This is a genomic window from Pedobacter sp. AK013 (assembly GCF_014205835.1).
Lineage (GTDB): Bacteria > Bacteroidota > Bacteroidia > Sphingobacteriales > Sphingobacteriaceae > Pedobacter.
Genome location: NZ_JACHCQ010000015.1, coordinates 46,902 through 72,044, shown reverse-complemented (window position 1 = coordinate 72,044; position 25,143 = coordinate 46,902). Strand labels below are relative to the sequence as shown.

The following is a 25,143-nucleotide window of genomic DNA, read 5'->3' as shown; positions in this document are numbered from 1 at the left end:
ATGTTAAGGAAAATGACAGTCTTCGCAATGCTTTTTTTAAGCATTGCGTTGATGTATGCCTGTAGCAAGAGCGAAGAAGAAGTAACTCCAGAGGAAAAGAAAATTACCTTTTCGGTTCCTTCCAACTTTCCTGCCCCGGTATACAATTTCGAAGACAATAAATTAAGTAATGCTGGTTTTACACTGGGCAAGAAAATATTTTACGAAGCCAGATTATCCGCAGATAAAAGTGTTTCTTGTGGAAGTTGCCACCAACAATTTGCAGCCTTTACACAGCTTGATCACAAAGTAAGCCATGGCGTAAACAATTGTCAGGGAAAGCGAAATACACCCCCACTTTTTAATTTGGCTTGGCAAAAAGCTTTCTTCTGGGATGGTGGTGTAAAAAATATCGAAACATCACCATTAAATGCCATTACCGATGCTTGCGAAATGGGAACCGATATACAAACCATTGTTACTTTCCTGAAAAATACGGCGCCATATCCTGATTTGTTTAAACAGGCTTTTGGTTCAACAGAAATCAACTCGCAGCTGATTTTAAAGTCGATTGCTCAATTTACAGCGGTATTAGTTTCGGGTAATTCGAAATACGATAAGGTGATGCGTAAAGAGGGCAGCATTTCCTTTTCATCTTCAGAACTGGCAGGTTATAATCTGTTCAAAGAAAAATGTATCTCTTGCCATGCAGAGCCATTTTTTACAGATTTTTCTTACCGAAGTAATGGCCTGGATCTGCTCAGTGCAGATGAAGGACGTTCGCACATTACAGGAGTAGCTTCAGACTTTGGAAAATTCCGTGTACCTACCTTACGCAACATCGAATATACCAGTCCATACATGCACGACGGGCGTTTTTACAGCTTAGATGAAGTTTTAGAACATTACAATTCTGGAATAAAGGCCTCCACAAATCTTGATGTTCAATTGAAAACAGGAATTCCACTAAATATAACAGAAAAAGAACAGATTAAAGCTTTTTTAAAAACATTAACAGACCATGAATTTATCAAAAATACACTATACAGCGAGTCGTAAATTATTGATTTTAGTTTTCGTTCTCATGAGCAGCCAGGTTATCGCTTGTGATATATGCGGCTGTTTTATGGGAATTACTCCTTACTATAACCGCAATAGCATTAGCCTTTTGTACCGCTACCGCTCATTTAGTGGGTATGAAGGACAGTCACATTCCTTATTTCCGAATGGAGGAAGTTTCTTTATCCCGGCGAGAAGTCAGGATTCGCCGATAACTAATCACGACGGCAATCCTGATGATTATGAGCTTTACCGCTCCTTAGAAATAAGGGGGAAATATTTCATCAATAGCAAACTCGAAATCAATGCTATTTTACCCTATGTTTCCAATAGTGAGCGCTACAACGGATATACCTCTTCTATATCAAGTGTTGGTGATGTCAATCTATATGCGGGCTACCACCTTGTTCAGAAACTGGAAGATAATTTCAAACAACAGTTAATTGCCGGAGCAGGGATAAAATTACCAACAGGTAAAAACGACCTTAAAAATACGGCAGGTATCCGTTATTCCTCGCTCATGCAGGCTGGAACAGGTAGCACTGATGGTTTTGTGTACCTCAACTACATGGTGGGTTTGGGTAAATTTGGTGCAAGCCTGAACACTTCTTACAAGGTTAACGGGACCAATAGTCGCGATGAAGGTATTGCCAATAGTACCACCAGTTTTCTGAATGTTTTTTATACCCAAAGAATTGGTAAAGATATTCAGGTGATGCCTTCTGCCCAGTTTTTTTATGAATATTCTGGAGGAGAAAAGTATAAGGGTCAAAAAACCGGAGAACATGTAATGAATAACCTGATGGGCGGCGCAGGTATAGATGTTTTTTATAAAAATATTGCCTTAAACGCTGGGATACAAAAGAATATTTGGGAGGCAGAAACCGATCACCCGATGAGTGCTGGAAAGGTTTATGTTGGAATTACTTACAATTTTTAAATTACAGCATATGAACAGATTAAATATTACCGTGCTATATTTTATAACGGCTTTGTTTATTTCCTGCAAAACAGAACCTGATGCTAAAGCAGTCCGCCAAGAAGTGCTCAATATCCATGACAAATTGATGATTGATGGCGAAAAGGTAATCAAGAATAAAATGAAGTTAGACACGCTTCTGGTTTCAGATCGGATTAAACTTTCTCCAGATTCAACCAAACAAAAGCAAAAAATTGGCGACTTAATTTCACGGTTAAATGCCGCTGATGAAAAAATGATGGATTGGATGCATTTCTTTAAAGATGATTTTAAAGGAAAAACAAAACAAGAAGACCTGGAGTATTACAAAGCTGAAATGATCAAAATCAGGGCTGTTGAGGATAGCTACATTAAGGTTACCAGAGAATCTGATTCACTGATAGCCGTATATCAAATTAAATAAATTAGTCTATAAGTCGGAAGCCCAAAGATACAAAGCTTAGCAAGCGAAATATCAAAAACACCCGTATTCGGGTTTCTGACTTTTAATAATCAAGCATGAAAAAAATAAATTATCTGGTAATCCTACTTGGATTGATCATATTAACGCTAAAATCAAATGCAAATCCGATAATCGACAAGCAAAAAAACAAGCTCATCGATTCGGTAAAGAAAGTACCGGTAGATCCCGTTTGTAAAATGAAGGTGAAGGCTGATGCATCAAAAAATGCCGTGTATAATAAAATTACTTATCATTTTTGTTCAGAAAGCTGTAAGCAAAAATTTGTGGCTGAGCCTGCAAAGTATGTGAAGAAATAAGTTATGAGTTAGAAGATCGAGGTCCGATGTCGGAAGTTTGGGAACGCAATTCCTAAGCATGCAAGCCTCTGTTTTCGGACTTCAGACTTCCGACTTTTCCAAACAATTAATGCTTCCCAAAGAATTACCTTGTATATTTACATTTTTAACATAAAATCATGAATAAAATCACAGCTTATTTAGCTACATCACTGCTAGCTGTTTCTATATTTAGCGCTTGCAAACAAGAAAGAAAACTTCCATTTTATGGCGAGCGTCATGCCGAAACTGTTAGAGATGCGGCAGGCATAGAGAAAATTGATACTGTTTACCAAACTATTCCAAACTGGTCTTTCCTGAACCAGGATAGCGTGGTAACAACAAACAAAGCAACTGATGGCAAAATTTATATAGCCGATTTCTTTTTTACTTCATGTACAACTATCTGTCCTACCATGCACCGAAATCTTGCGAAGGTTTTCAGCGAATTTAAACTCAACCCCGACGTGATGTTTGTATCACATACAATCGATTTTAAATATGATAAACCGAGTGTTCTAAAAAAATATGCGCAAAAACTTGGTGTAGATGGTCCGAAATGGCTATTTCTTTATGGTAGTAAGGATAGCGTTTATACCTTGGCCGAGAAAAATTATTTAGTTGCTGTTGGTGAAGATAGTACAGCAAAAGATGGTTACATTCATCAAGGTTATTTGGTTTTAATAGACAAAGACAGGCATATTCGTGGTGCTTACGATGGTACTAAAGAAGATCAGGTAGAACAATTAATAAAAGATATTCCAGTTTTATTAGCTGAGTATAATAAATAGAGCTATAATTTAACCGTCATTTTGATTGAAGTACAGCGAAATGACGGTTCCCTTTACAAAACGTCCATGCGTAAGTACATCATCAACATTATATTTTTTCTTTCTCTGGTTGCCATTATCGTTTCCTGCCAAAACCAAGAAACAATTGATCTGCAAAATTACATGTCGAATGGAAAAGATATCTATAAAGCCAAGTGCCAGAACTGCCATGGTGAAAATGGAGAGGGGCTTGGCCAACTTACACCTCCCCTAACCGATTCTGTTTTCTTAAAAGCGAACAAAACAAGTTTGGCCTGTTTTATCAAAAATGGAGCAAATGAAACTTTGATTATCCATGGTAAAGAATATAAGGAAAAAATGCCTGCTTTCCCCGAGCTTGCTGATATTGATGTAGCACAGGTAGTGGTTTATATCACCAATTCATTTGGCAATAAGCAGGGATTTGTACCTTACTCGAGGGTTTCAAAAGATTTGCAGAATTGTAAATAAAACTGATTAATTTTAGCTTGACGATATCAAGAGATAAATCTTCCTATTCTTTGTGCCTTTGTGCTTAAAAAAAACCATCTTTGCACAAAATGCAGGTTGTTCTATCGCTGTTTCGAATAAAATCGGAAAAGAGGAAAGTCCGGGCAACGCAGGGCATCTCGCTTTCTAACGGAAAGGGGTTCAGGAATGAAAACCTGAATTACGGATTAGTGCAACAGAAAATATACCGTCTCGGCTTTACGCCGGGATAAGGGTGAAAACGTGCGGTAAGAGCGCACGAGCATTACAGGCGACTGTAGTGGTTTGTAAACCCCGGGAGTTGAAAGACCAAATAGGCTAACGTACGTAGGGCTGCCCGTCCGATGTTAGTGGGTAGGTCGTTAGAGATAAACGGCAACGTTTATAGTGGATAAATGATAGAAATCCTGAGCAATCAGGAAACAGAACCCGGCTTATAGACCTGCATTTTTTTATTCACTTAATAAAATACTTTTTGTTTCGTCGAGTTTAGCCACTTCTGCTTCACCCAAAACAGGAAACTTCAGGTCAAGGCTTTTTAATTTATCTTCAATAATTTCGCTTATTGCCAGCCGTGCAAACCATTTTTTATCAGCAGGTATGATATACCAAGGCGATTCTGCTGTGCTGGTTTCGTTAATTGCATCCTGATAGGCTTCCATGTACTTATCCCACAAGGCCCTTTCTTTAATATCGCCAGATGAGAATTTCCAGTTTTTAGTAGGATCATCAATACGCTCTAAAAAGCGTTGTTTTTGTTCATCCTTGCTCACATTTAAAAAGAACTTTAAAATTACTGTTCCATTAGCCGTTAAATGCTCTTCAAAATTTTTGATACTTTTATAGCGCTGTTGCCAAAAGCTTTTATTGATCTTTTTAACATCATTAAAACCTGGGATATTTTCACTTAAAATATATTCGGGGTGCACCTTACAAACCAAAACGTTTTCATAATGCGAACGGTTATGGATGCCTATTCTACCGCGTTCTGGCAAAGCTTTATAATGTCTCCACAAAAAATCATGCTCGTATTCTTCAGATGTAGGCACTTTAAAACTATACACCTGGCATCCCTGCGGATTTAGTCCACTCATTACATGCTCAATTGCACTATCTTTTCCCGCGGCATCCATCGCCTGAAAAATAATCAGAACAGAGTGTTTTCCAGATGCATATAATTTCTCCTGTAAATGGTCTAGTTCTATTTTCGAATTCACCAATGCATCTTTAGCTTTTTCTTTGTTGTAACCTCCGGTAAAATCTGTTTTATGGTTTTTTAAAGAAAATTTCTTATCTCCTTGTACAATTAATCCTTTAAATTCGTTTTTCATAATCATGTATTGTTTTTAGATAAATCGATGCATCAATAATTTAAATATAGAACTAAAAAATAAGTAAATTAAATACGTTAATTTGCATATAGAGTTTTTTATATTTAACGCCACAGCCTTTACCTAAAGATCATCCTATTCAGTATGTTTAAAGAGATAAAAAACAAGTACTTACGTTATTCGATAATAGTTTTATTTTTTATAATAATTTTCTTTTCTGCCCTTCAGCTAAACTTTTTGTGGTTATTTGGCTATTCACCGAGTGTTCGAGACATCAAAGCACCCACTCTTCGGGTGGGTTCAGAGCTTTACACTGCCGATGGAAAACTGATTGGCAGGTACTTTAAAGAAAATAGAACACCTGTAAATTATGATGAAATTGCACCAAGTGTAGTGCAAGCTTTGGTTGCTACCGAAGATGTTCGTTTCTACAAACACTGGGGTATTGATGTGCAAGCGGTTGGCCGTGCAGTTGTTGGTTTAGGAAAAGATGGGGGTGCAAGTACCATTACACAACAATTGGCAAAAAACCTTTACCGTACGCGTTATAATAAATCGCAGGGACTGTTGATCAAAATACCATTAGTAAGAACCTTAATTGTAAAATTAAAAGAATGGATGACTGCTGTGAAGCTAGAATCAAACTATTCTAAAAACGATATTATCACCATGTACCTGAATACCGTTTCTTTCGGTAACAATACCTATGGTATAAAAACAGCAAGCCGGATTTACTTTGATAAGGAAGCTAAAGATCTGGCCACTACAGATGCAGCCATGCTTGTGGGTATGCTAAAAGGAACAACATTATATAATCCAACCAAAAATCCTGCAAAAGCTTTAGAAAGAAGAAATGTAGTGCTTGCACAGATGAACAAGTACAAGTATCTGAGCAAAGATAGTTTAACTGAATTATCAAAAGAGCCTATTAAACTAAAAGAGGGTAAAATGCAGGATGGTAGCGATGGAGACTCTTATTTAAGGGCTGCTGTGGCAAAATATTTAGAGAAATGGTGCACTGATAATGGTTACGACCTTTATGAAGATGGATTAAAGATTTACACGACTATCGATTCTAAACTTCAAAAATATGCTGAGGATGCAGTTGCTGATCAGATGAGGATCTTGCAGCGCAGGTTTTATAGCGTGTGGGGCAACGAAGATCCCTGGTACGATTCTGAAAAGCAAAAGGTTGATTATCCAGATAGAGCGATGAAAAATTTACCAATTTATGCGCTTTTGCAAAAGAAATTCCCTAATAATCCAGATTCTGTTACTGCTTATTTTAATAAAAAGAAAAGAATGCAGATTTTCACTTATAAAGGCGATCGAGATACTTTATTCTCTACTTTAGATTCGATCCGTTATTATGGAAAAATCATGAACACCGGAATGATGACCATGGAACCAGCAAGTGGTAAAATTAAAGTTTGGGTTGGTGGTATAGACCATAAATTTTTCAAATACGATCACGTTAATCAATCTAAACGTCAGGCAGGTTCTACTTTTAAACCATTTGCCTATTTAACAGCTTTAGAACAAGGTATGAGCCCTTGCGATAAATTTACCGATAAACCGGTTAAAATTGCTTATCAGGATAAAGGTCAAACGAAATATTGGGAGCCAAAAAATGCCGATTACAGTGTTTCGTACAGGGAAATGAGCTTAAGGTGGGCAATGGCAAAATCGGTAAATACCATTACTGCCCAGGTAACAGAAAAGGTAGGCTGGGATAATGTAGTAAAATATGCACATGAGTGCGGAATTGATAGCCATCTAGAATCTGTACCATCAGTAAGTTTAGGCTCAAACGATGTTACCGTTTACGAAATGGTTAAAGCCTACGCTACTTTTATGAATAAGGGGATTAAAACAGATCCCATTTTGGTAGAGAAAATTACCGATCAGGATAACAATGTAATTGATGAGTTTAAGCCTAAAACCAAAAGGGTTTTAACAGAAGAAATTGCCTGGTTAATGACCTACATGTTCCGTGGCGGTATGGAAGAGCCAGAAGGTACATCGCAGGCATTATGGGAATGGCCAGATCTGTTTAGAAAAAACAATCAAATTGGTGGTAAAACAGGTACTTCTTCAGATTATGTAGATGCCTGGTACATGGGATTAACCAAAGACTTGGTAACTGGTGTTTGGGTAGGTTGCGATGAAAGAACTGCACACTTTAAAAATGGTGAACAAGGAGAAGGCTCGAGAACAGCTCTGCCTATTTTTGCTAAGTTTATGGAAAAGGTATACCTAGATCCAAGCTCAGGTTATACTTATGGCCCGTTTCCAAAAGCAACTGTTAATATTACGAGAACCTACAACTGCCCTAGCCCACGGATTATTAGAGATACCACATCAACGGATAGTTTAGCGGTAGATTCTACAGATTTTGCTGTACCTGAAACACCAGAAACAGTTATTCCTGTAACTGTTGAACCCGAAGTAAAAAAGGAAGAAAATAAAACTGAACCTGTACAAAATTCCCCAGCAGCGACTGTCCCTTTAACCAAAAAGGAAGAAAGGGAATTGAGAAGAAAACAGCGCCAGGAAGAAAAAGAAAGGAAAAAGAACGAAAATAATCAGCCATAGTTTTTATTGCAGTAAATAAGCCTGATTTATCACCTATCTATGATTTTTAGTAGAAAAACGTTTAAAAAATGTTAAAATTTTAATACTGTTTTAAACAATTACTATTTTTATTTTCCAGATCTCTTAAAATTTCATTTTCGTAAATTATTGAACTTTATTACTAAAACCACACATATGAAAATAGGCTCTACTTTATTAAAGCGATATTCTTCTTTATTGCTCCTGCTTATTCTTTCTTCTTCAGTTCAGGCTCAATACTTCGGACAAAACAAGGTAAGGTATAAAAAACTCGACTTTAAGGTTTTGCAAACACCCCATTTTGAGATTTACTACTACATCAAAAACGAGAAACTTTTAAAACGTTTTTCGCAAGATGCCGAAACCTGGTACAAAATGCATCAGGAAGTTTTTAGAGATACTTTTTTAAAGAAAAATCCTATCATTCTATATAATAACCATCCCGATTTCCAGCAAACAACGGTACTTAACGGTGAAATTGGAATTGGTACCGGTGGGGTTACCGAGGCACTAAAAAACAGGGTGATTATGCCTGTTATGGAACTGAACAGTCAAACAAGACACGTTTTAGGCCACGAGCTTGTCCATGCTTTTCAATATCACCTTTTGCTCGAAAAAGATTCGATTAGTTTAGAAAACGTGGGCCAAACACCATTGTGGATGGTTGAAGGTATGGCCGAGTACCTGTCAATAGGGAAAAAGGATGCATTTACTTCCATGTGGATGCGCGATGCAATGTTGAACCGTGATATCCCCTCACTTAAAGATTTAACCAACTCAAATAAATATTTCCCTTACCGTTATGGCCAGGCCTTTTGGACTTACATAGGTTCTCAATACGGCGATACTACCATTGTTCCATTATTTAAGAATACTGCAAAATACGGTTACGAAAATGCCATTAGGTATACTTTCGGCTATGACGATAAAACATTATCGGGCTTATGGAAAAATTCTATCGATGCGCACTATAAGCCAATGTTAAAAGCAGATAGTTCGCAGATTAAAATTACGGGCACAAAAATCATCGACAATAAAAACGCAGGTAATATGAACGTTGCCCCTGCCCTTAGTCCAGATGGGAAATATTTAGCCTTTATGTCTGAAAAAGATCTTTTTGGCATAGATTTATTTCTTGCAGATGCTAAAACCGGAAGAATTATCCGAAAGCTGAGCAGTCAGATCTCTAATGGGCACATTGATGATTTCAACTTTATAGAGTCAGCTGGTGCATGGTCGCCAGATAGTAAACAATTTGCCTTTAGTATCTTCAGTCACGGTAAAAACCAGATGATGATTATCAATGTTTCAAACGGAACTACAGTTTCTCAAACAGCGATGGATCAGGTGCAGCAGTTTGGTAATTTAACCTGGGCGCCAAATGGAAAAGATATTGCTTTCTCGGGGATGGTTGAAGGACAGAGTGATATCTTCTCTTACAATTTAGACACTAAAACAGTTACCCAAATTACTAACGACGTATATTCTGATTATGCACCGAGTTACTCGCCTGATGGTAAAAAACTGGTGTTTTCATCAGATAGAGCAGCAATCCAGGCCAACGTAGTTAATGCTGTTTTGCCAATAAACCTTGCCGTTTACGATATTGCATCTAAAACAGTGAGTAATTTAGATGTTTTTCCGGGAGCGAATAACCTAAATGCACAATTCTCTTCGAATAGTCAAAACATCTATTTCCTCTCGAACAGAGATGGATTTAGAAATTTATACAAATACAATTTAGCAGATAATACGGTTGATCAATTGACCGATTATTTTACAGGAATTAGTGGGATTACTGAATTTTCGCCTGCAATTTCGGTCTCTACAACTGATGATATTGTCTACAGCTATTATCGCTACCAGCGTTACACCTTGTATAATGCTAAGTTAAGTAGCTTTAAGGCGAAACGAATAGGCAACCAGGAAGAGAATTTTGATGCCGCTATCCTTCCTCCAATGGAAAACATTGGTGTAAACATCATTAATTCTAACTTAAATAATTTTGACCGTTTCGAAAAAACAACAGCCGATTCGATGAAAACGGTGCCTTACAGGCCAAAATTCAGACTAGATTATTTAGCCAATAGTGGTGTTGGTGTTTCTACCAGCCGCTTCGGAACGGGTGTTTCTGGAGGTATTGTAGGGATGTTTAGCGATATTTTAGGAACTAATCAGATTATAGCAAATATTTCTGTAAACGGTGAGATTTACGATGCCGGTGGATTAGTGGGTTACATTAATCAGAAAAGCAGAATAAATTGGGGCGCTGCCGTTTCGCACATCCCATATGTATCTGGTTTTAGATCTTACGGCTATGAAAATGTCCCTACAGGAGATAATACCTCTATTAAAGCCTTGGCAGACAGAACAGACATTATTAGAACTTTCGAAGATCAGCTTCAGGTTTTTGGAGCTTACCCATTTAGTAAAATACACCGTTTTGAGTTGGGCGGTTCATTTTCGCACTATAGTTACAGAGTTGATAGATATAGCAATTATTACAATTCGGCTGGTAATTACATAGGTTCAGACAAAAGCAGAATTTCTAACGATGTTGCTTCTCAAGATTACGGCATTCCTTTTAATTCTTTTACTTTGTATCAATTAAATGCTGGTTTTATAGGCGACAACTCAATCTTTGGCCTTACTGGCCCACTTGATGGTTTCAGATACCGTGTGAGCGGCGAAAAATATTTTGGTACTTATAATTTTGCTGGTGTAACTGCAGATCTTCGTAAATATTGGAGAGCTAAACCAGTAACCTTTGCAGTAAGAAGTTATAACACTTTAAGAATTGGTAGCGATGCTGACAGGCTTTATCCAATGTATCTTGGTTATCCTTATCTGATTAGAGGTTACGAATCAAACTCCATTTACAAAAGTACTTCCGCCCAATCATCAGAATCTTTTGATATAAACCAGTTAACCGGAAGTAAAATAGCCGTTTTTAACTTTGAAGTCCGCTTACCATTTACAGGTCCTAAAAAATTGGCTGCGATACCTTCTAAGTTTTTATTCTCAGATCTGAATTTATTCTTTGATGCAGGATTGGCCTGGACAAACGACACCAAAGTAAAGTTTAAAAGCGAGCCGACTTATACTACAGAACCTGTATTAGATAACAATGGTGTTCCAGTTAAAGATGATAAAGGAAATCCAGTTACCTATCAAGCTACAACGGAACGTGTACCAGCAATGAGTGTTGGTGTATCGGTAAGAGTAAATGTTTTTGGTTATTTCGTATTAGAACCTTACTATGCCATTCCTTTCCAAAGAAAAGATGTTAAAACTGGAGTATTTGGTTTAACATTTGCGCCAGGATGGTAAAAAATGAATGAGAGATAATTAAATGATCGAATAAATAAATCTCTTATGAATTAAATCAATAATTAAATAATAATGATTGCTTGAATGATTGGGCACTGATGATCCCTACCATTCAAGCATTTTTTATAGGTAGATATTTATTAATCATGATTTCTAATTCAATATGCAAATATTAAGGCTTAAAAATCGATTAAGATAGACTTGTAAATGATAGTTTAACCTGATTGGAGGTATTTTTACGCAAAAGAATATTTTCGAAATCAAGGCCTATAGTTAAATCAATCCAATCTGGATTACAAGATCTTACCAAACGCTCTTTCTGCATGCGTGTAAAGCGGCTAATTGATTTAAAACGAACCAAAGCTTGTGCTTCTGTTTTAAACTCTTCAAAATAAACCAGGCGGGTTAATTGTTGTCCATTATCAAAAAATAAGTTTGGCATCTGTTTGTAGAAATCCAGTGTCTTCATTAAATCAGAGCTCATGCCCACGTGCATACTTGTACGATTTCTGTCGGTAACGATATAAACAAACTTTTTCATGATCTTATGTTTAAAACTTAAAACTAAACTATTTAGTATATCCTCTTGCAAATCAAAATAATATTACTAACTTTATGAGCATAAAACTACTAACTATTTTAGTAATTCCAAATTTATTTTAAAATTTATTTTTATGTCAAATATTTCAAATAATTTAAAGTACCTCAGGAAGAAAAAAGGCCATACGCAGCAAAATTTCGCTGATATTATGGAAATCAAGAGATCGCTCATAGGGGCTTACGAGGAAGACCGGGCGGAACCTAAATATGATTTGCTAAAAAAAATAGCCGAATACTTTGATCTTACCATCGATGAATTCATCAATGAGAAAATATCTGACAGCTGGAAACCTAAGCCAAAAAGCCAGGGATCTAACCTTAGGGTACTGAGTATTTCTGTTGATCAGAATGATCGCGAGAACATAGAACTGGTTCCGATTAAAGCAAGCGCCGGTTATTTGAACGGTTTTTCAGACCCTCAATATATTAGCGACCTACCCAAATTTCAACTTCCCTTGGCTGCATTAAGACAAGGTACCTTTAGGGCTTTTGAAATTATGGGCGATAGTATGTTGCCTGTTCAACCAGGGAGTGTAATTATTGGTGAGTACCTCGATAACTGGAATGAAGTAAAAACTGGCGAAACGTACATTGTGATTAGTAAAAATGAAGGTGTAGTATATAAAAGAGCAGGTAACCGTTTCAGGGAGAATAAAGATCTGAAGCTGATATCAGATAATAAGGTATATGATGCTTATACAATTGCTGCCGATGACATCCTCGAAATCTGGAAAGCCAAAGCCTATATATCTACCTCGTTACCTGAACCTGCACCAGACCCAACAATGGAAACCTTGACGCAGATGATGGCGCAAATGCAGAAATCAATCTCTCAATTAAATAAAAATTAACAATTTTTAACAAGGGCCGATTAAACTGTTTACGTTTTTATGTATCTATTGATTTAACAAACACATAAAAAAACATAACATGAAAAAGGCAATTTTAACAATAGCAATTGCAGTAATGGGATTAAGCGCTGCATTTGCTCAAGACACTACAAAACGGGTAAGACGGGCAATGCCTAAAATGACTGCAGAGCAAAGAGCAGAAAAGGTAACTGCAAGATTAGAGAAACAGCTAAGCTTAACTGCCGATCAAAAGACCAAAATTTACGCCATTGAATTGGAAAACGCAAAAAAAATGGAGGATTGGAGATCTGCTGATCAAGGTGATATAAAAGGCAAAATGAAAGAACGTAAAGCAGCTATTGATGAACAAAAAGCTAAAATAGATGGTATTTTAACTGCTGAACAAAAAACTAAAATGGATGCCTTTCGTGCCGAAGCCAAAGAAAAAGGAGAGAAAATGAGAAAAGGAATGGGTGGCAGAGGTAAAAAAGACAAGGCGCCTGTAGTTTCTAATCCTCCCGCACAAGGATAAATAGTACAAACAGTAATTAATTATATTTTTGAAAGCGTTCCGATTATTCGGGACGCTTTTTTTACTTTTGAGCGATGAGCAAAATTGAACAGTTTATTATTGACAGACTTCGGGAACGAAAAGATAAGCTTTCGATCAGGAATTTATCAACAAACACCCCTCCTTTTGATTTTTGCTCTAATGATTATTTAGGTTTCGCCAGATCTGGGGAATTAAAAAAAATGATCGACGATACCCTGGCAGCATTGCCCAATTACCTGAATGGAGCTGGTGGTTCGAGACTGTTAAGCGGAAATACCAAATTTACTGAAGAAACCGAACAGTTTATTGCTGATTTTCATCTGGCTGAAAGCGGATTAATCTTTAACTCTGGTTATGATGCCAATGTTGGACTACTATCTAGCATACCGCAACGCGGCGACACTATTATCACCGACGAATTGATTCACGCGAGTATTATAGATGGCTGTAGATTAAGCCATGCTACACGTTATAAATTTCTTCATAACGATATAAACGATCTTGAAGCCAAACTAAAACTCGCAAAAGGAAACATATTTGTAGTGGTAGAAAGCGTTTATTCTATGGATGGAGATATTGCGCCATTAATAGCGGTTTTGAATCTTTGCGAGCGCTACAAGGCCAACATGATTGTAGATGAAGCCCACGCAACAGGCGTTTTTGGAACAAATGGCCGAGGATTAATCAATCAGCTCAACCTAACTGATAGGGTATTCGCGCGCATTGTAACTTTTGGAAAAGCCATTGGGGTACATGGCGCCATTGTTTTAGGGAGCAAAAACTTACGGCATTACCTTATTAATTTTGCAAGATCGTTTATTTACACCACAGCTGCTCCCATTCATAATATTGTTGCAGTTAGATCGGCATATCAATACTTAAATAAAATTGATCATCAGCTCGTTCACCAGAAAATTGCGTTGTTTAGAAGAGTATTAAAAGAGCAAAACATTAATGCATTCGATAGCGAAAGTACTATTCAGGGTATTTTGTTTTCATCAAACGAAGCAACCAAATTTGCCGCTGCTAACTTGCAAAGCAAAGGTTTTGATGTACGGGCGATATTAAGCCCCACGGTTGCGCTAGGTAAAGAAAGGCTCAGGATTTGCCTTCATGCCTTTAATACCGACGAAGAAATTATTTCGTTGGCTAATCATCTTAAAGAATTACATTAAATGACTAAATATTTTATCACGGGTATTGGAACAGGTATTGGAAAAACATTGATCAGTGCCGTTTTAACAGAAAAATTAAAGGCCGATTATTGGAAGCCGATCCAATCGGGAGATTTAGATACAAGCGATAGTATCACAATCGATAGTTTAATTAGCAACACACAAACGGTTATCCACCCGGAAAGCTATAGATTAACACAACCCCTTTCGCCGCATTTATCGGCGAGATTAGATGGTATTGAGATCGACCTCAACAAAATCAGTATACCTTTAACAAATAATAATTTAATTATTGAAGGGGCTGGCGGTTTAATGGTGCCTTTAAACGAAAAAGAACTGATTATTGATCTGATCAAAAAGTTGGAGGTTGAGGTAATATTGGTTTCACAAAATTATTTAGGAAGTATTAACCATACATTATTGTCGGTCAACCTGCTTAAACAGTACGAAATTCCTATTAAAGGAATCATTTTTAATGGCGATGAGAATACGGAAACTGAAAGATATATTCTTCAATATACCAAAATAAAAAAGCTAGGTAGTGTACCTAGCTTAAAAAATATTGATAGAGAAATAGTGGAGGCAGCCGGACAAAATCTTTTTATTTAACAAAGCCTATAAGCCAGTTAAAGTCCTTTTTTTTAGAAAGCAGTTGTCGTACTTCTTTTAAAGTTTCGTCCTGTTTTTTGCTTGTAGTTCCGATTTGAAGAAAATCGGAAGCTACCGCGTCAACCAGGTTTAGAAACCTAAGGTTTCTGCAACTATTAATGGTCTGTTAAATAGCCAGACTTTTTAAGAAAATCGGCCCAAACCTGGTATCCGGCAGGAATAAGATGTAAACCGTCTTTAGTAAGTTCTGCTTTTAAATGTTTGTCCTGATCGGTAAAATTTGGATACAGATCGATAACGGTTACATTTTTAGCATTAAATTTTCTGATTTCATCATTTAACCAAAGGATGTGTTCATCTTTACCATAATGGTTTTTAAACTTTTCGAAGGCTGCATTTACAGGCAAAAGTGTATTAAAATATATTTTTGTTCTCTTCGACCCTTTTCTAATTCTGGCAATCATTGTTTTATAGTTCCTTAAGATCACACTATCTGGAATATTCCTGGAGATATCGTTTATGCCAATTAGGATAAATACTTTTGCCGGTTTACCATCAATCACATCTTGCAAACGCTCTAAAACGCCAAAAGTAATATCACCAGAAATCCCTCTGTTTTTTGCTTGTGGGAGATCTAAAAGTTTAGCCCAATCTGTTCCGGCAGTAATGCTGTTACCTAAAAAAACAATATCTTTTTTAGATTTTGGATCGGCTTTAAATTTAGCCACCTGCTCAACATATTTCCCCGGGCGGTAGGTGCTGTCCCATTTAACCACCTGAGCCGAAGCTGCAGTGAAACTTAAGGTAAATACAACAGCAATTACGAGTAACTTATTTAAAAGTGCTTTCATTTTCTATTTTTTACAAAGTCGAAAATACTATTTTGCCTGAACTAAAATATCAGGATAATCAGAAATAATACCATCAACATTTAAGGTCTTTAATTTCTGGATATCAGCTAAGGTATTGGCAGTCCAAGGAATGATTTTTACACCGTCTGCATGCGCTTTTTTAATCAGTTCCTCGTTTACCATTTGCCAAACCGGGCTTAAAATAAATGGCTTAAAACCTAAATCGGCAATATTTTCTTCATATGTTTTTTTGTTGGCAACCAAAAATGAAGTTTTCATTTTTGGGTACTTTTCATGGATAATCTGGATGGTCCTTTTATCGAAAGATTGGATCACTACAAAATCCGCAATTTTTTTCTTGATGATCACATCCATTAAAAGCTTAACAAACACATCGGGTTTAGGATTGGTAATACCATCACCACTCTCGCTGCATTTAGTTTCGATGTTATAGAAAAACTGTTTGCGTTTATTGGTTTTAATATCGTGCTGAACGGCATCAATCAGATCGGAAAGTAGCGGAAGATATGTTTTTTCTTTCTTCTGCTGAGGAAATAAGTCATAATATTTGGTACCCAAATCAAACTGTTTAATATCAGCGTAGTTCATTCCAAAAATCGGATATTTCTTGGCATCTGTTGCAGGAATGTCTTTTCCTTCTGGGGTAAGCATAAACGCAGGACTCAGATAATCATCATGTGTTACCACTACTTTGCCATCTTTAGAGATGTGGGTATCCATTTCCAAAGTGGTAATTCCTTCTATTTTCATGGCATTTAACATGGCCAAAATAGTATTTTCGGGCATAAGTCCTCTCCCGCCACGATGTGCTTCTGCACTGAATGCCGGAAATTTAACTTCCTGGCTAAATGATTTACCTGCAAATGCAGATAAGAAAATAAAAATTGCTGTTGTATTAAGTTTCATATTTAGAAGGGATTTTATAGTGGCGCCAGATGTTGCCATCTGGCGCTGTTAATGTATTATAAATTTAATTTTAGATAGAGACTTTTAAAGATTTAGCCAGATGGTAAAATCTGGTAGGACTGATATTTTTGAATTAACATTTGTCGGATGGTAACATCCGACAGCACGACACAGATATAAGATAATTACGCATTAATTTCCACCTCAAATTTTTCTCCGAAGCGATCGGTGGCAACAACCTTTACCTTTTTAACAGATGGTTCGAAATGTGCCATAAACAAATGATCTGTCGATCTTGGCTCTACAAATGGCCTCGGGTTTGGAAGTTTATCACCTTTGTATAATTTAATGGCTAAAGGATCATAACCATCTTGTTGTGCCAATATGCCCATTGGTTTACCATCGAGGAAATATTCGACCTTCCATTCAGGGTCGTAATTCCAAACATTGGCAATTAATCTTTTTTGATTGGTTAAGGTATCTACATAAATATCAAGCTGCTCTTTACGGTCTCTTCCGGTTGATTTGTAGTACCATTTTAAATTGGTTCCATCTACTTCATAAACGCCATAACCACGGGGCGTGCCATCTTCGCAGATCGGGCCTGTCCACCAGCCACCGCAAACGGTACCATGGTTATGTTCGTAGATGCCGTTTTTGATTACATTTTTATTAAAATGTGTATGGCCAGACATGATATGAATATTTTTAAAATCTTTTATTACGGCATAAAAATCACCTTTATTTTTAACGGAGTTGTGCACCGGAATATGAAGGCAGATAATCAGCAAAGCGTCTTTCGGCACCAGTTGGAGGTCTTTAGCCAACCATTCTAACTGGGTCGGGGTAATGTAACCGTCATATGTTCTTTCTACACCTAAATAGCGTACATCATCTAAAACTACATAATGTGCCTTACCCCTGTTAAAGGAATAATAAGTTGGGCCATAATGCGCTTGAAAAGTCCGGTCAGAAGTATCATCACCACCTTGCCTGTAATCCTGATCATGGTTTCCTAATGCCTGGAAAAACGGAATCCCGATTTTAGCAATGGCTTCATCATACGCAGGAAAAAGATCAAAATTATCCCAAACTAAATCACCTACACCGATACCATGAACAGGGGTTTTCCCCATTTTTCTAACTACCTCTCGGGTGTCTGGTACCGAAGTCTCCATCATTTGCGCTACATCTTTTTTATTTTTCACCTGAGGGTCTGCCCAAATAATAAAGTTGTGTTTCTCATCACTTTGTTTAAGTGGTTTTAAGTCGAAATTTAACTTTCCGGCAGTATCTGGTTTATAATAATGACGTGCAATGCTGCTTTCGGTTTTAAATTCATAACCCGAAGGCGTGCTAATCCAAACAAAACGGGCCAATTCGTGAAGTTTAATTTCGTAGTTGCCGTTTTTATTGGTTTGCACCACGCTGTAACCATCAGAAATAACCACACCAGCAACGGCTTTTCCCTTGCTGGTTACCGTTCCGCTCACCAGACCATCAACAGAGAATAATGATGATGGAAAGGATTTTAAACTAACAAATAAGGTTGTGGTCAATAAAGCTGACTTTTGTATAAAGGATCTTCTATTCATGTTAATGGAAACAAAGGGATGATGTATTAAACCACAAAGAAAACCTGAGGCTGTCCTTGTGGTCAGTTTTACTACTTAATTTTGGTGACTGTTATAGTATCTGTTTTAACCGTATTCCCAGAAGCATCTACAGATTTTATGAAGTGATCCTGCTCTATTGCCGAAATAGTAGAAGTTTTACTCAGCTGCAGGTAATTTGCAGCACGAGCCTTAACCCATTTACCTAAGGTTACGCTGTATATACCACCCAATTTATAGTAGTAACCTTGGTCTGCTACTGCATTTGGATGATAAGCAAAATTCAAGGTATTTGTTCCTGCTCGGTAAAATGGTTGTTGTGCCAGTGTAATTGGGTTAACAATATCGTAAAAATCAGTATTGGCAATACGGAAACCTACTTCTGGCGGGCCAGCCTGATAAAGTTGTCCACCAGTGGATACGAAGACAACATCAATCGGCTTGGTAGATGCATCAACTGTAGTTCCTTCAAAAATGGCTATACCATAAGCATTACCACTATTGGCCAACAAATTACTTGTTTTAGTGCCAAAGCCATCTCCATTTGTGGTGGAATAATTAAATGATCTGATCCACTTAGATGAAGCAATGCTGGTAGAACCAGTACTGTTGATTAGTTTATTTGCACCTCCAACATAAAAATACTGCCCTTTGGAAACCGTCCCGCTCGTGAGGTTAAATTTATAAGTTCTTAAATCACCCAGAGCCCAGCCGTTTGTTGGGTAAATTTGAGGTGTTGAAGCACCAGCATTATTAGAAGAGACTACAGAAAATGGAGTTGTGGTAAAATTAATATCTCTGGTAGCCAAAAATTGGATATATTCATTATTGGCATCAGTTCCCATAGGATCGGCAATCCAACCGGTAATAATTGCTGAAGGAATTTCGATTGTAGAACTTAGTACAGCAATATCAGATGCAGTACGCAGGCGGTGCTGAGGTTTTAATTGACCGTCAGTAGTTACCGTATTCAAAATAATGCCATAAAAGTTGGCACTGATGGGTAAAGTTTTATTCGCAAAAGTAGCATTGACCTCAGTATGCAGGGTAATATTATCAAATCCATCATTTACCATTTTATCACCTTGCAAAACATCAGTAGGCTGAGGAAGTGGATCAAATCCACCCTTAACTATAACCACAAGTGTACTTTCGTATTTCTCCGGATTTGCCAAAATAAAGCTACTAGGTACGCGGTTAGGTGGGATAGGAACATTTGATGCCTTTTTCTCAATTTTACTGGAAGGTATATTAGTGATCTGAAGAATTCCATCTATTCTTTTTAAAACCCCTCCTTCTACATTTATAGTAACAGAGTCGCCGGGAACATATTTTGCTGCATCAGCACCTATTGGAATAGCGATCCCTCTAAGTTCGCCTAAGCGGCGTTTATCCTGTACAATAAGCAAGCCCGCTGGTAGGTTTTTACCCGAATGATCGGATACTACTACGGCACTGATGCTCGTAGAACCGAACATGTTATCGATATTTAATGTAACATCTGATCCCTTGTATAAACTTCTTAAATCGAACAGTGGAATGTACGCGCTAATGGTTCCGCCAGGGTAATTTGACTTTTTACAACCGGACCATAATAATGGAACAGCTAGTAAAACAATGCTATACAATATTATCTTTTTCATTTTAATCATTTTAATGGTTCTTTAACTATGGTCTTTGCCACCACACTTGCGTAGAAATTACATCTGCTCCCTGTGCAGCTATTGCTTTTTGGTAGTTTGTAGGATTTGCAGACTGTACATAAACCGGATAAGCCATTCTGGCCGGCATTATCCCGCCATTTCTAAGTCCGGCACCTTTTGGAAGGATCGGGTGACCTGTACGGCGGTATTCAAACCATTGCTGCATATCAACCAAAAACAATGCATAGTATTTTTGAATATGAATTTGTTCCATTTTACCATCGGTAGATAAAGTATTGTTCCAATCTATATCGGCATTGATGATATAATCTTTAAAAACCAATGAAGAAGTAGAAGTTGGGAACGAAGGAACCCAATAATTGATCGAAGCGGCAATTCCCGTATTATAATAGTTTTCGGCAGAACCGTTGATATATCCTTTTAAGGCAGCCTCAGCCAAAATAAACTGAAGTTCGGCATAATTCATCAAAATGCCTGTAAGTGGCGATTGTTGTAATGATCTTGCACCTATTGCAACATTAGAACTGGTTTGATCATAAGAATAAAAATAAGATTCTTTTACAATGCCAGCCCCGATTTCGTAACCACTAGGAACACCTTTAAAGCCACCGCTACTACCTTGCGAAATGCCCAATCTGTTGATCCCGTTATTGGCGTATCCATTAGCGGTAGAAATATCTATCCGAGGATCAGCCCAGTCTCTTAAGTGATCAATAAAAAAGCTTCCTATCGCGGGCGCTCTAAAATCCTGAACCCTTACACCATTTACATAAGGATTAACAAAAGGATCTGTTCCGGTTAAACCCGTCCAATTTAAAGTGGCAGATTCATTGTTGGTAGCCATAATTGGATAGTTGGCGGGATTGGTATCCACAATTTCCTTTATCTTGGCAATTGCCTGTGCCGAAACTTCTGATTTACCAGACACCCTTAACAACAGTCTTAAATATAGAGAATTACAAAACTTACGCCATTTAGCAATATCACCTTTAAACACCGGATCGCTTGATGGCGTAATCGCAGTCCCTGCTTTTAATAGCGTATTGGCTTCTTCGAGTTTTTTAAACATATCGAGGTAAATGTCCTGCTGTTTATCGAAAGCAGGCTCTAAAACCCCTGTACTGCCCTGATTGGCCTGGAAATAGGGAATGTCGCCATAAGTGTCTGATAACATGGAATAAACCCATGATTGGCAAACCAATGAAATCCCCTGGTATGACTTGTTTTCCCTGCCTGGTTTACCAGCCAATTTATAAATATCTTTAAAGTTGGTTAGCTGAACATACCAGGCATTCCATAAATAATCAGAGAAAGTGCTTCTGTATTCGTACCTGAATACGGTTCCGTCGCCATCACTGATATTAACCGTTACCTGCATCAGTTCATTGTTAAAGTTCCGGTTACGGTTCATGCCGGCACTCAGTGTGTTCACCAATGCCGGAGCCAATAATTTATCAGGCGTGGTTGATAGGATATTGATCGGATCAGTGTTAATTTCCTGAAAGTTTTTATCACATGAGGAAAGTGTAGTTGCCGACACCACCAGAGCTGCAATAATTTTATATAGATTCTTTTTCATGTTTTAAAAGATTATATGCCAATTGATAAATTGAAACCAAATGTTCTGGTTGATGGAAACTGACCGATTTCGAACCCGGTAACAATATCAGAACCGCTGAGTGTTCCAAATTCCGGATCGAACATTGGCCATGGGGACCAGATGAAAAGGTTACGTCCATAAACTCCAAAAGTTGCTGTTGAAAGACCTAGCCTTCTAAGAAAACGTGGATTGAATTTATAATTTAGTGATGCTTCCCTGAATTTAATAAAATCGGTACTGAAGGTACTACCCTCTGCATTATCTGCCCCCATGTGTGAGCGGTAATATTCATCAATATCATATGCGACAGTAGTATTTGGAACGTACGAGCCATTAGCTAGTTGTACCACACCATTACCCACTATTCCGTTGTATCTGCCTGGTAATGTACTGGTTAATTTTCCTTGTTCAACCATTTTGTAGTTCAGTAAAGAGTGTGCAACCGCACCTACCTGGGCATCAAACAATACACCTAAGCTCAGGTTTTTGTAAGCAAAAGTACTTCCGATACTGAATTTATATTTAGGCATGGTATTGCCAAGATAAACCACGTCATTGGTAATTTTTGCAAAACCTGTTGCAGCATCGTAAACCACATTCCCTTGTGGATCGCGGACATAGCCCCTACCATATAAATCGCCCATACTGCCACCAACTTTGGCCACAATCTGGCCACCTGCTACCGGGCCGGTGCGAAGGATGATCGAACTATCAGACAATGCTTTAATTACATTGGAGTTTGAGGCAAAAGTAGCATTCATGGTCCACTTAAAACCACCCTTTGTAACAATCGGTGTGCCGTTTAAAGCCACCTCTACACCAGTATTGTTTACCTGGCCAGCATTGATCAAAGCCTGGTTATATCCAGAAGAGCGGTCTACAATTCTTGTTAAAATCTGATTTTTGGTATTTCCGGCATAAACGGCAACATCAAAACCTAACCTGCCTTTAAATAAACTCACCTCAGTACCTACCTCATAAGTAGTGGTTTTAAGTGGTTTTAAATTTTCGTTCGGTAAAATAGTCGGGTTTACCAATGAGCTGTCTGGATAAGTACCGTTAGCTGCTAACGAATAGGTATAAGCAGTACGATAAGGTGTGGTGCCACCGCTGCCCACCTGCGAAACTGAAGCTCTTAATTTAGCGAAACTGACCGCCTTAGGCAATTTAAAGAATTCTGAAAGCACAAAGCTTGTACTGATTGCCGGGTAGAAGAATCCAACATTATCTGTTCTGGTGGCTGTAGCCAATACACTGCTCCAGTCTTTACGTCCGGTAAGCTCTACGTACCAGTAATTTTTATAGTTGGTAGATAAAACCCCATAAAAACTATTGATCCGATACCTGCTGGTGTCAGGAATAGAAATTAAAGGATATAGGTTGTTGGTAAGCTCATATATATTCGGAATGGCAAGACCATCTGCACGCAGATCTGATTTATTATATTTATTCCTTAACTCACTTCCACCCAATGTGGCATTGATGCTGAAATCTTTGGTAATCTTTTTATCATACCTTAACAAGAAATCGATATTGGTTTCCTGTGCATTAATATGTTGTTTACGGACCGAACCTTGAGGCAAACGACTTCCCGCATCATACGGACGTTCCTGAGCACGCCTTTCTTCTGAATAATCGATACTTGATCTAAGTAGCAGGCTCAATTCTTTATTGAATTGATAACTGGCCTGGATATTTGCAGTAACATTATTACGACCTGTTCTGTTTATAAATTCATTTACAACTGCATAAGGGTTTTCGGGAAAAGAACTAAATGGATATTTGATCGATAAATTTTCTTTGCCAATTGCCCAGTAATTCTTGATCCAATCTAAACTGGCATTTGGCTGCCAAAAAATGAACCAGTACATTAACGATTGGTTACCATAACCAGCACCTGGTAAGTTATCGCTAAACCTGTTGCCATAGTTTATTTTAGTAGTAATCTTCAGCTTAGAAGTTACATCGGTATTGGTAGATAAAGTGATTGTAGTACGTTCGATACCTGTTTTAGGAACAATCCAGGTATTGTTCTGGTTGGTGATCGAAAAACGCGCAGTAGTATTTTTATAGCGCCCATCCAAACTTAAAGAGTTCGTTAAATTCTCGCCAGTGCTAAAGAAATCCCTGATCTGGTTTTTATAAGGTACCCACGGTGTTCTGGTTTTACCTGCCGTTTGGGTTTCCGGATCGTATTGAAAAAACATCTGCCCATCAAAACGTGGCCCATAGGCAGAGCTGGTTCCACTTGTACTGGCGCCATCGGCACTTGTTCCGTACGAGTAATAAGCAGCCCCATCTAAACCCTGGCCATATTCGTATTGCATATCAGGCCAACGGTTAACTTCTTCAAAAGACCCATTGGACGTAAATTTAATATTTACTTTTTTATGCTTGGAACTACCTGATTTAGTAGTGATAATAATCGCTCCATTTGCCCCGCGCTGTCCATATAAAGCGGCTGCTCCAGGTCCTTTTAATACAGTTACACTTTCAATATCTTCTGGGTTGATATCGTTGATAGAACTCCCGTAATCGGCAGGCATGTTGTCACTTCCAGTACCATAAACGCCGTCCGAACTATTTGCTGTTCGCCTGCCACCGCTGTTATTGATCACTACTCCATCAAGGACGATTAAGGCCTCATTATCACCTGTAAGGTTATTTTCGCCCCTTAAAATAATTTTATTGGAGCCCGCCGGACCGCTGTTCGATCTGATCAGGTTTAGACCTGCAACCTTACCCGAAAGAGCATCCGTCCAGTTTGTAGAAACCGCATCTGTTAATTGATTACTATCAATCTTGGTTACGGCATAACCCAATGCTTTTTCTTCCCTTTTAATACCTAAAGCCGTAACCACTACTTCGTTTAACTGGCTAGTTGAAGATTTTAAACGGACAACAACATTATTTTCATTATTATTAAATACTTTTTTAACAGCAGTATAACCAACCATGTTATAAAAAACAGTTGTTCCCTTAGCAATAGTGATGGTATAATTTCCCTTCTCATTGGTTACGCCCAAAAACTTTTTATTATTATCCGTTATGGTTGTTCCAATTAATATCTGTCCGTCCTGATCATCTAAAACGGTACCTTTAATTACAATATTTTGTGCCGTAGCTTGTGCAAAACTTTCATTAATACAAACCAGCTGTATCATTATTGCACAAACCAAAATACTAAAGCGTTTTAGTTTACGCTTAAAAAAAGTACTGCCTGGTTTTTGATGATTATCGGGACTGCTTTTCTTTAGATGCAGAACGCACTGATGCCACGAAATCTGTTGAGTAAAATTTTTGATCATAATTATTATAGTATATCCGGTTAGTA

Annotated in this window: 20 protein-coding genes and 1 other RNA gene; 13 read left to right on the top strand and 8 right to left on the bottom strand. The window is 37.7% G+C overall.

Annotated features, from left to right (window positions below):
- The first annotated feature begins 12 nt into the window (after positions 1 to 12).
- The 7 genes from HDC90_RS11985 to rnpB all read left to right on the top strand — a co-directional run bounded on the left by HDC90_RS11985 (position 13) and on the right by rnpB (position 4,545).
- Positions 13 to 1,038, top strand: a complete 1,026-nt coding sequence (locus HDC90_RS11985) for a cytochrome-c peroxidase (RefSeq protein WP_255497621.1) — start codon at positions 13 to 15, stop codon at positions 1,036 to 1,038.
- Entirely contained in the window at positions 1,001 to 1,978 is a 978-nt protein-coding gene (locus tag HDC90_RS11980) for a transporter (RefSeq protein WP_184466746.1), read from the top strand. Before HDC90_RS11985 ends, HDC90_RS11980 begins: the two co-directional genes overlap by 38 nt.
- Positions 1,979 to 1,988: 10 nt before the next feature.
- Entirely contained in the window at positions 1,989 to 2,420 is a 432-nt protein-coding gene (locus tag HDC90_RS11975; RefSeq protein ID WP_184466633.1) for a hypothetical protein, read from the top strand.
- A gap of 95 nt (positions 2,421 to 2,515) precedes the next feature.
- A complete protein-coding gene (locus tag HDC90_RS11970) occupies positions 2,516 to 2,776 on the top strand; it encodes a YHS domain-containing protein (protein ID WP_184466631.1) in 261 nt (86 codons plus the stop codon).
- A 158-nt stretch (positions 2,777 to 2,934) separates the two neighbouring features.
- The gene (locus HDC90_RS11965; RefSeq protein WP_184466629.1) at positions 2,935 to 3,585 is read left to right on the top strand and encodes an SCO family protein; all 651 of its coding nucleotides are present in this window, start codon (positions 2,935 to 2,937) and stop codon (positions 3,583 to 3,585) included.
- A 66-nt stretch (positions 3,586 to 3,651) separates the two neighbouring features.
- A complete protein-coding gene (locus tag HDC90_RS11960) occupies positions 3,652 to 4,074 on the top strand; it encodes a cytochrome c (RefSeq protein ID WP_184466627.1) in 423 nt (140 codons plus the stop codon).
- A gap of 88 nt (positions 4,075 to 4,162) precedes the next feature.
- An RNA gene (gene rnpB / locus HDC90_RS11955) (RNase P RNA component class A) lies at positions 4,163 to 4,545 on the top strand.
- Here rnpB and HDC90_RS11950 read toward each other — a convergent pair.
- Complete coding sequence (locus tag HDC90_RS11950; protein WP_184466625.1) at positions 4,545 to 5,423, bottom strand: polyphosphate kinase 2 family protein; 879 nt, start codon at positions 5,421 to 5,423, stop codon at positions 4,545 to 4,547. The genes rnpB and HDC90_RS11950 overlap by 1 nt on opposite strands.
- A 144-nt stretch (positions 5,424 to 5,567) precedes the next feature.
- Between HDC90_RS11950 and HDC90_RS11945 the strand changes: the two genes are divergently transcribed.
- Both HDC90_RS11945 and HDC90_RS11940 read left to right on the top strand, forming a co-directional pair.
- Positions 5,568 to 8,018: a transglycosylase domain-containing protein gene (locus HDC90_RS11945; RefSeq protein ID WP_184466623.1), complete on the top strand. Its 2,451-nt coding sequence runs from the start codon at positions 5,568 to 5,570 to the stop codon at positions 8,016 to 8,018.
- A 174-nt stretch (positions 8,019 to 8,192) separates the two neighbouring features.
- Positions 8,193 to 11,366, top strand: a complete 3,174-nt coding sequence (locus HDC90_RS11940; protein WP_184466621.1) for a basic secretory protein-like protein — start codon at positions 8,193 to 8,195, stop codon at positions 11,364 to 11,366.
- A gap of 190 nt (positions 11,367 to 11,556) precedes the next feature.
- Here the strand turns inward: HDC90_RS11940 and HDC90_RS11935 are convergent, their stop codons facing one another.
- Complete coding sequence (locus HDC90_RS11935) at positions 11,557 to 11,907, bottom strand: GIY-YIG nuclease family protein (protein WP_184466619.1); 351 nt, start codon at positions 11,905 to 11,907, stop codon at positions 11,557 to 11,559.
- A 133-nt stretch (positions 11,908 to 12,040) separates the two neighbouring features.
- On the opposite strand from HDC90_RS11935, the gene HDC90_RS11930 reads away from it, so the two are divergent.
- From HDC90_RS11930 to bioD, 4 genes are all read left to right on the top strand, one after another.
- Positions 12,041 to 12,817 carry a LexA family transcriptional regulator gene (locus HDC90_RS11930; protein ID WP_184466618.1) on the top strand — a complete coding sequence of 259 codons (777 nt, stop codon included), beginning with the start codon at positions 12,041 to 12,043 and terminating at the stop codon, positions 12,815 to 12,817.
- A gap of 79 nt (positions 12,818 to 12,896) precedes the next feature.
- A complete protein-coding gene (locus HDC90_RS11925) occupies positions 12,897 to 13,349 on the top strand; it encodes a hypothetical protein (RefSeq protein WP_184466616.1) in 453 nt (150 codons plus the stop codon).
- A 74-nt stretch (positions 13,350 to 13,423) separates the two neighbouring features.
- Positions 13,424 to 14,545, top strand: coding sequence for a pyridoxal phosphate-dependent aminotransferase family protein (locus HDC90_RS11920; protein ID WP_184466614.1), 1,122 nt, complete (start codon positions 13,424 to 13,426; stop codon positions 14,543 to 14,545).
- Positions 14,546 to 15,154 (top strand): dethiobiotin synthase, encoded by a 609-nt coding sequence (gene bioD / locus HDC90_RS11915; protein WP_184466612.1) that lies wholly within the window; start codon positions 14,546 to 14,548, stop codon positions 15,152 to 15,154.
- A gap of 155 nt (positions 15,155 to 15,309) precedes the next feature.
- Here bioD and HDC90_RS11910 read toward each other — a convergent pair whose 3' ends face one another.
- The 6 genes from HDC90_RS11910 to HDC90_RS11885 all read right to left on the bottom strand — a co-directional run bounded on the left by HDC90_RS11910 (position 15,310) and on the right by HDC90_RS11885 (position 25,117).
- Complete coding sequence (locus HDC90_RS11910) at positions 15,310 to 16,005, bottom strand: GDSL-type esterase/lipase family protein (RefSeq protein ID WP_184466610.1); 696 nt, start codon at positions 16,003 to 16,005, stop codon at positions 15,310 to 15,312.
- Positions 16,006 to 16,032: 27 nt separating this feature from the next.
- A complete protein-coding gene (locus HDC90_RS11905; RefSeq protein WP_184466608.1) occupies positions 16,033 to 16,932 on the bottom strand; it encodes a glycerophosphodiester phosphodiesterase family protein in 900 nt (299 codons plus the stop codon).
- Positions 16,933 to 17,117: 185 nt separating this feature from the next.
- A complete protein-coding gene (locus HDC90_RS11900; protein WP_184466606.1) occupies positions 17,118 to 18,527 on the bottom strand; it encodes a calcineurin-like phosphoesterase family protein in 1,410 nt (469 codons plus the stop codon).
- A 71-nt stretch (positions 18,528 to 18,598) separates the two neighbouring features.
- Positions 18,599 to 20,188, bottom strand: coding sequence for a DUF5689 domain-containing protein (locus tag HDC90_RS11895; protein WP_184466604.1), 1,590 nt, complete (start codon positions 20,186 to 20,188; stop codon positions 18,599 to 18,601).
- A 25-nt stretch (positions 20,189 to 20,213) separates the two neighbouring features.
- A complete protein-coding gene (locus HDC90_RS11890) occupies positions 20,214 to 21,788 on the bottom strand; it encodes a SusD/RagB family nutrient-binding outer membrane lipoprotein (RefSeq protein WP_184466602.1) in 1,575 nt (524 codons plus the stop codon).
- Between the two features lie 11 nt (positions 21,789 to 21,799).
- Entirely contained in the window at positions 21,800 to 25,117 is a 3,318-nt protein-coding gene (locus tag HDC90_RS11885; RefSeq protein ID WP_255497619.1) for a SusC/RagA family TonB-linked outer membrane protein, read from the bottom strand.
- Between the last annotated feature and the right edge of the window lie 26 nt (positions 25,118 to 25,143).

What these genes read in the sequence shown, in the direction of transcription:
- HDC90_RS11985 (WP_255497621.1), top strand. Translation starts at nt 13, where the DNA reads ATGACAGTCTTCGCAATGCTTTTTTTAAGCATTGCGTTGATGTATGCC.
- HDC90_RS11980 (WP_184466746.1), top strand. Translation starts at nt 1,001, where the DNA reads ATGAATTTATCAAAAATACACTATACAGCGAGTCGTAAATTATTGATT.
- HDC90_RS11975 (WP_184466633.1), top strand. Translation starts at nt 1,989, where the DNA reads ATGAACAGATTAAATATTACCGTGCTATATTTTATAACGGCTTTGTTT.
- HDC90_RS11970 (WP_184466631.1), top strand. Translation starts at nt 2,516, where the DNA reads ATGAAAAAAATAAATTATCTGGTAATCCTACTTGGATTGATCATATTA.
- HDC90_RS11965 (WP_184466629.1), top strand. Translation starts at nt 2,935, where the DNA reads ATGAATAAAATCACAGCTTATTTAGCTACATCACTGCTAGCTGTTTCT.
- HDC90_RS11960 (WP_184466627.1), top strand. Translation starts at nt 3,652, where the DNA reads ATGCGTAAGTACATCATCAACATTATATTTTTTCTTTCTCTGGTTGCC.
- HDC90_RS11950 (WP_184466625.1), bottom strand. Translation starts at nt 5,423, where the DNA reads ATGAAAAACGAATTTAAAGGATTAATTGTACAAGGAGATAAGAAATTT.
- HDC90_RS11945 (WP_184466623.1), top strand. Translation starts at nt 5,568, where the DNA reads ATGTTTAAAGAGATAAAAAACAAGTACTTACGTTATTCGATAATAGTT.
- HDC90_RS11940 (WP_184466621.1), top strand. Translation starts at nt 8,193, where the DNA reads ATGAAAATAGGCTCTACTTTATTAAAGCGATATTCTTCTTTATTGCTC.
- HDC90_RS11935 (WP_184466619.1), bottom strand. Translation starts at nt 11,907, where the DNA reads ATGAAAAAGTTTGTTTATATCGTTACCGACAGAAATCGTACAAGTATG.
- HDC90_RS11930 (WP_184466618.1), top strand. Translation starts at nt 12,041, where the DNA reads ATGTCAAATATTTCAAATAATTTAAAGTACCTCAGGAAGAAAAAAGGC.
- HDC90_RS11925 (WP_184466616.1), top strand. Translation starts at nt 12,897, where the DNA reads ATGAAAAAGGCAATTTTAACAATAGCAATTGCAGTAATGGGATTAAGC.
- HDC90_RS11920 (WP_184466614.1), top strand. Translation starts at nt 13,424, where the DNA reads ATGAGCAAAATTGAACAGTTTATTATTGACAGACTTCGGGAACGAAAA.
- bioD (WP_184466612.1), top strand. Translation starts at nt 14,546, where the DNA reads ATGACTAAATATTTTATCACGGGTATTGGAACAGGTATTGGAAAAACA.
- HDC90_RS11910 (WP_184466610.1), bottom strand. Translation starts at nt 16,005, where the DNA reads ATGAAAGCACTTTTAAATAAGTTACTCGTAATTGCTGTTGTATTTACC.
- HDC90_RS11905 (WP_184466608.1), bottom strand. Translation starts at nt 16,932, where the DNA reads ATGAAACTTAATACAACAGCAATTTTTATTTTCTTATCTGCATTTGCA.
- HDC90_RS11900 (WP_184466606.1), bottom strand. Translation starts at nt 18,527, where the DNA reads ATGAATAGAAGATCCTTTATACAAAAGTCAGCTTTATTGACCACAACC.
- HDC90_RS11895 (WP_184466604.1), bottom strand. Translation starts at nt 20,188, where the DNA reads ATGAAAAAGATAATATTGTATAGCATTGTTTTACTAGCTGTTCCATTA.
- HDC90_RS11890 (WP_184466602.1), bottom strand. Translation starts at nt 21,788, where the DNA reads ATGAAAAAGAATCTATATAAAATTATTGCAGCTCTGGTGGTGTCGGCA.
- HDC90_RS11885 (WP_255497619.1), bottom strand. Translation starts at nt 25,117, where the DNA reads ATGATCAAAAATTTTACTCAACAGATTTCGTGGCATCAGTGCGTTCTG.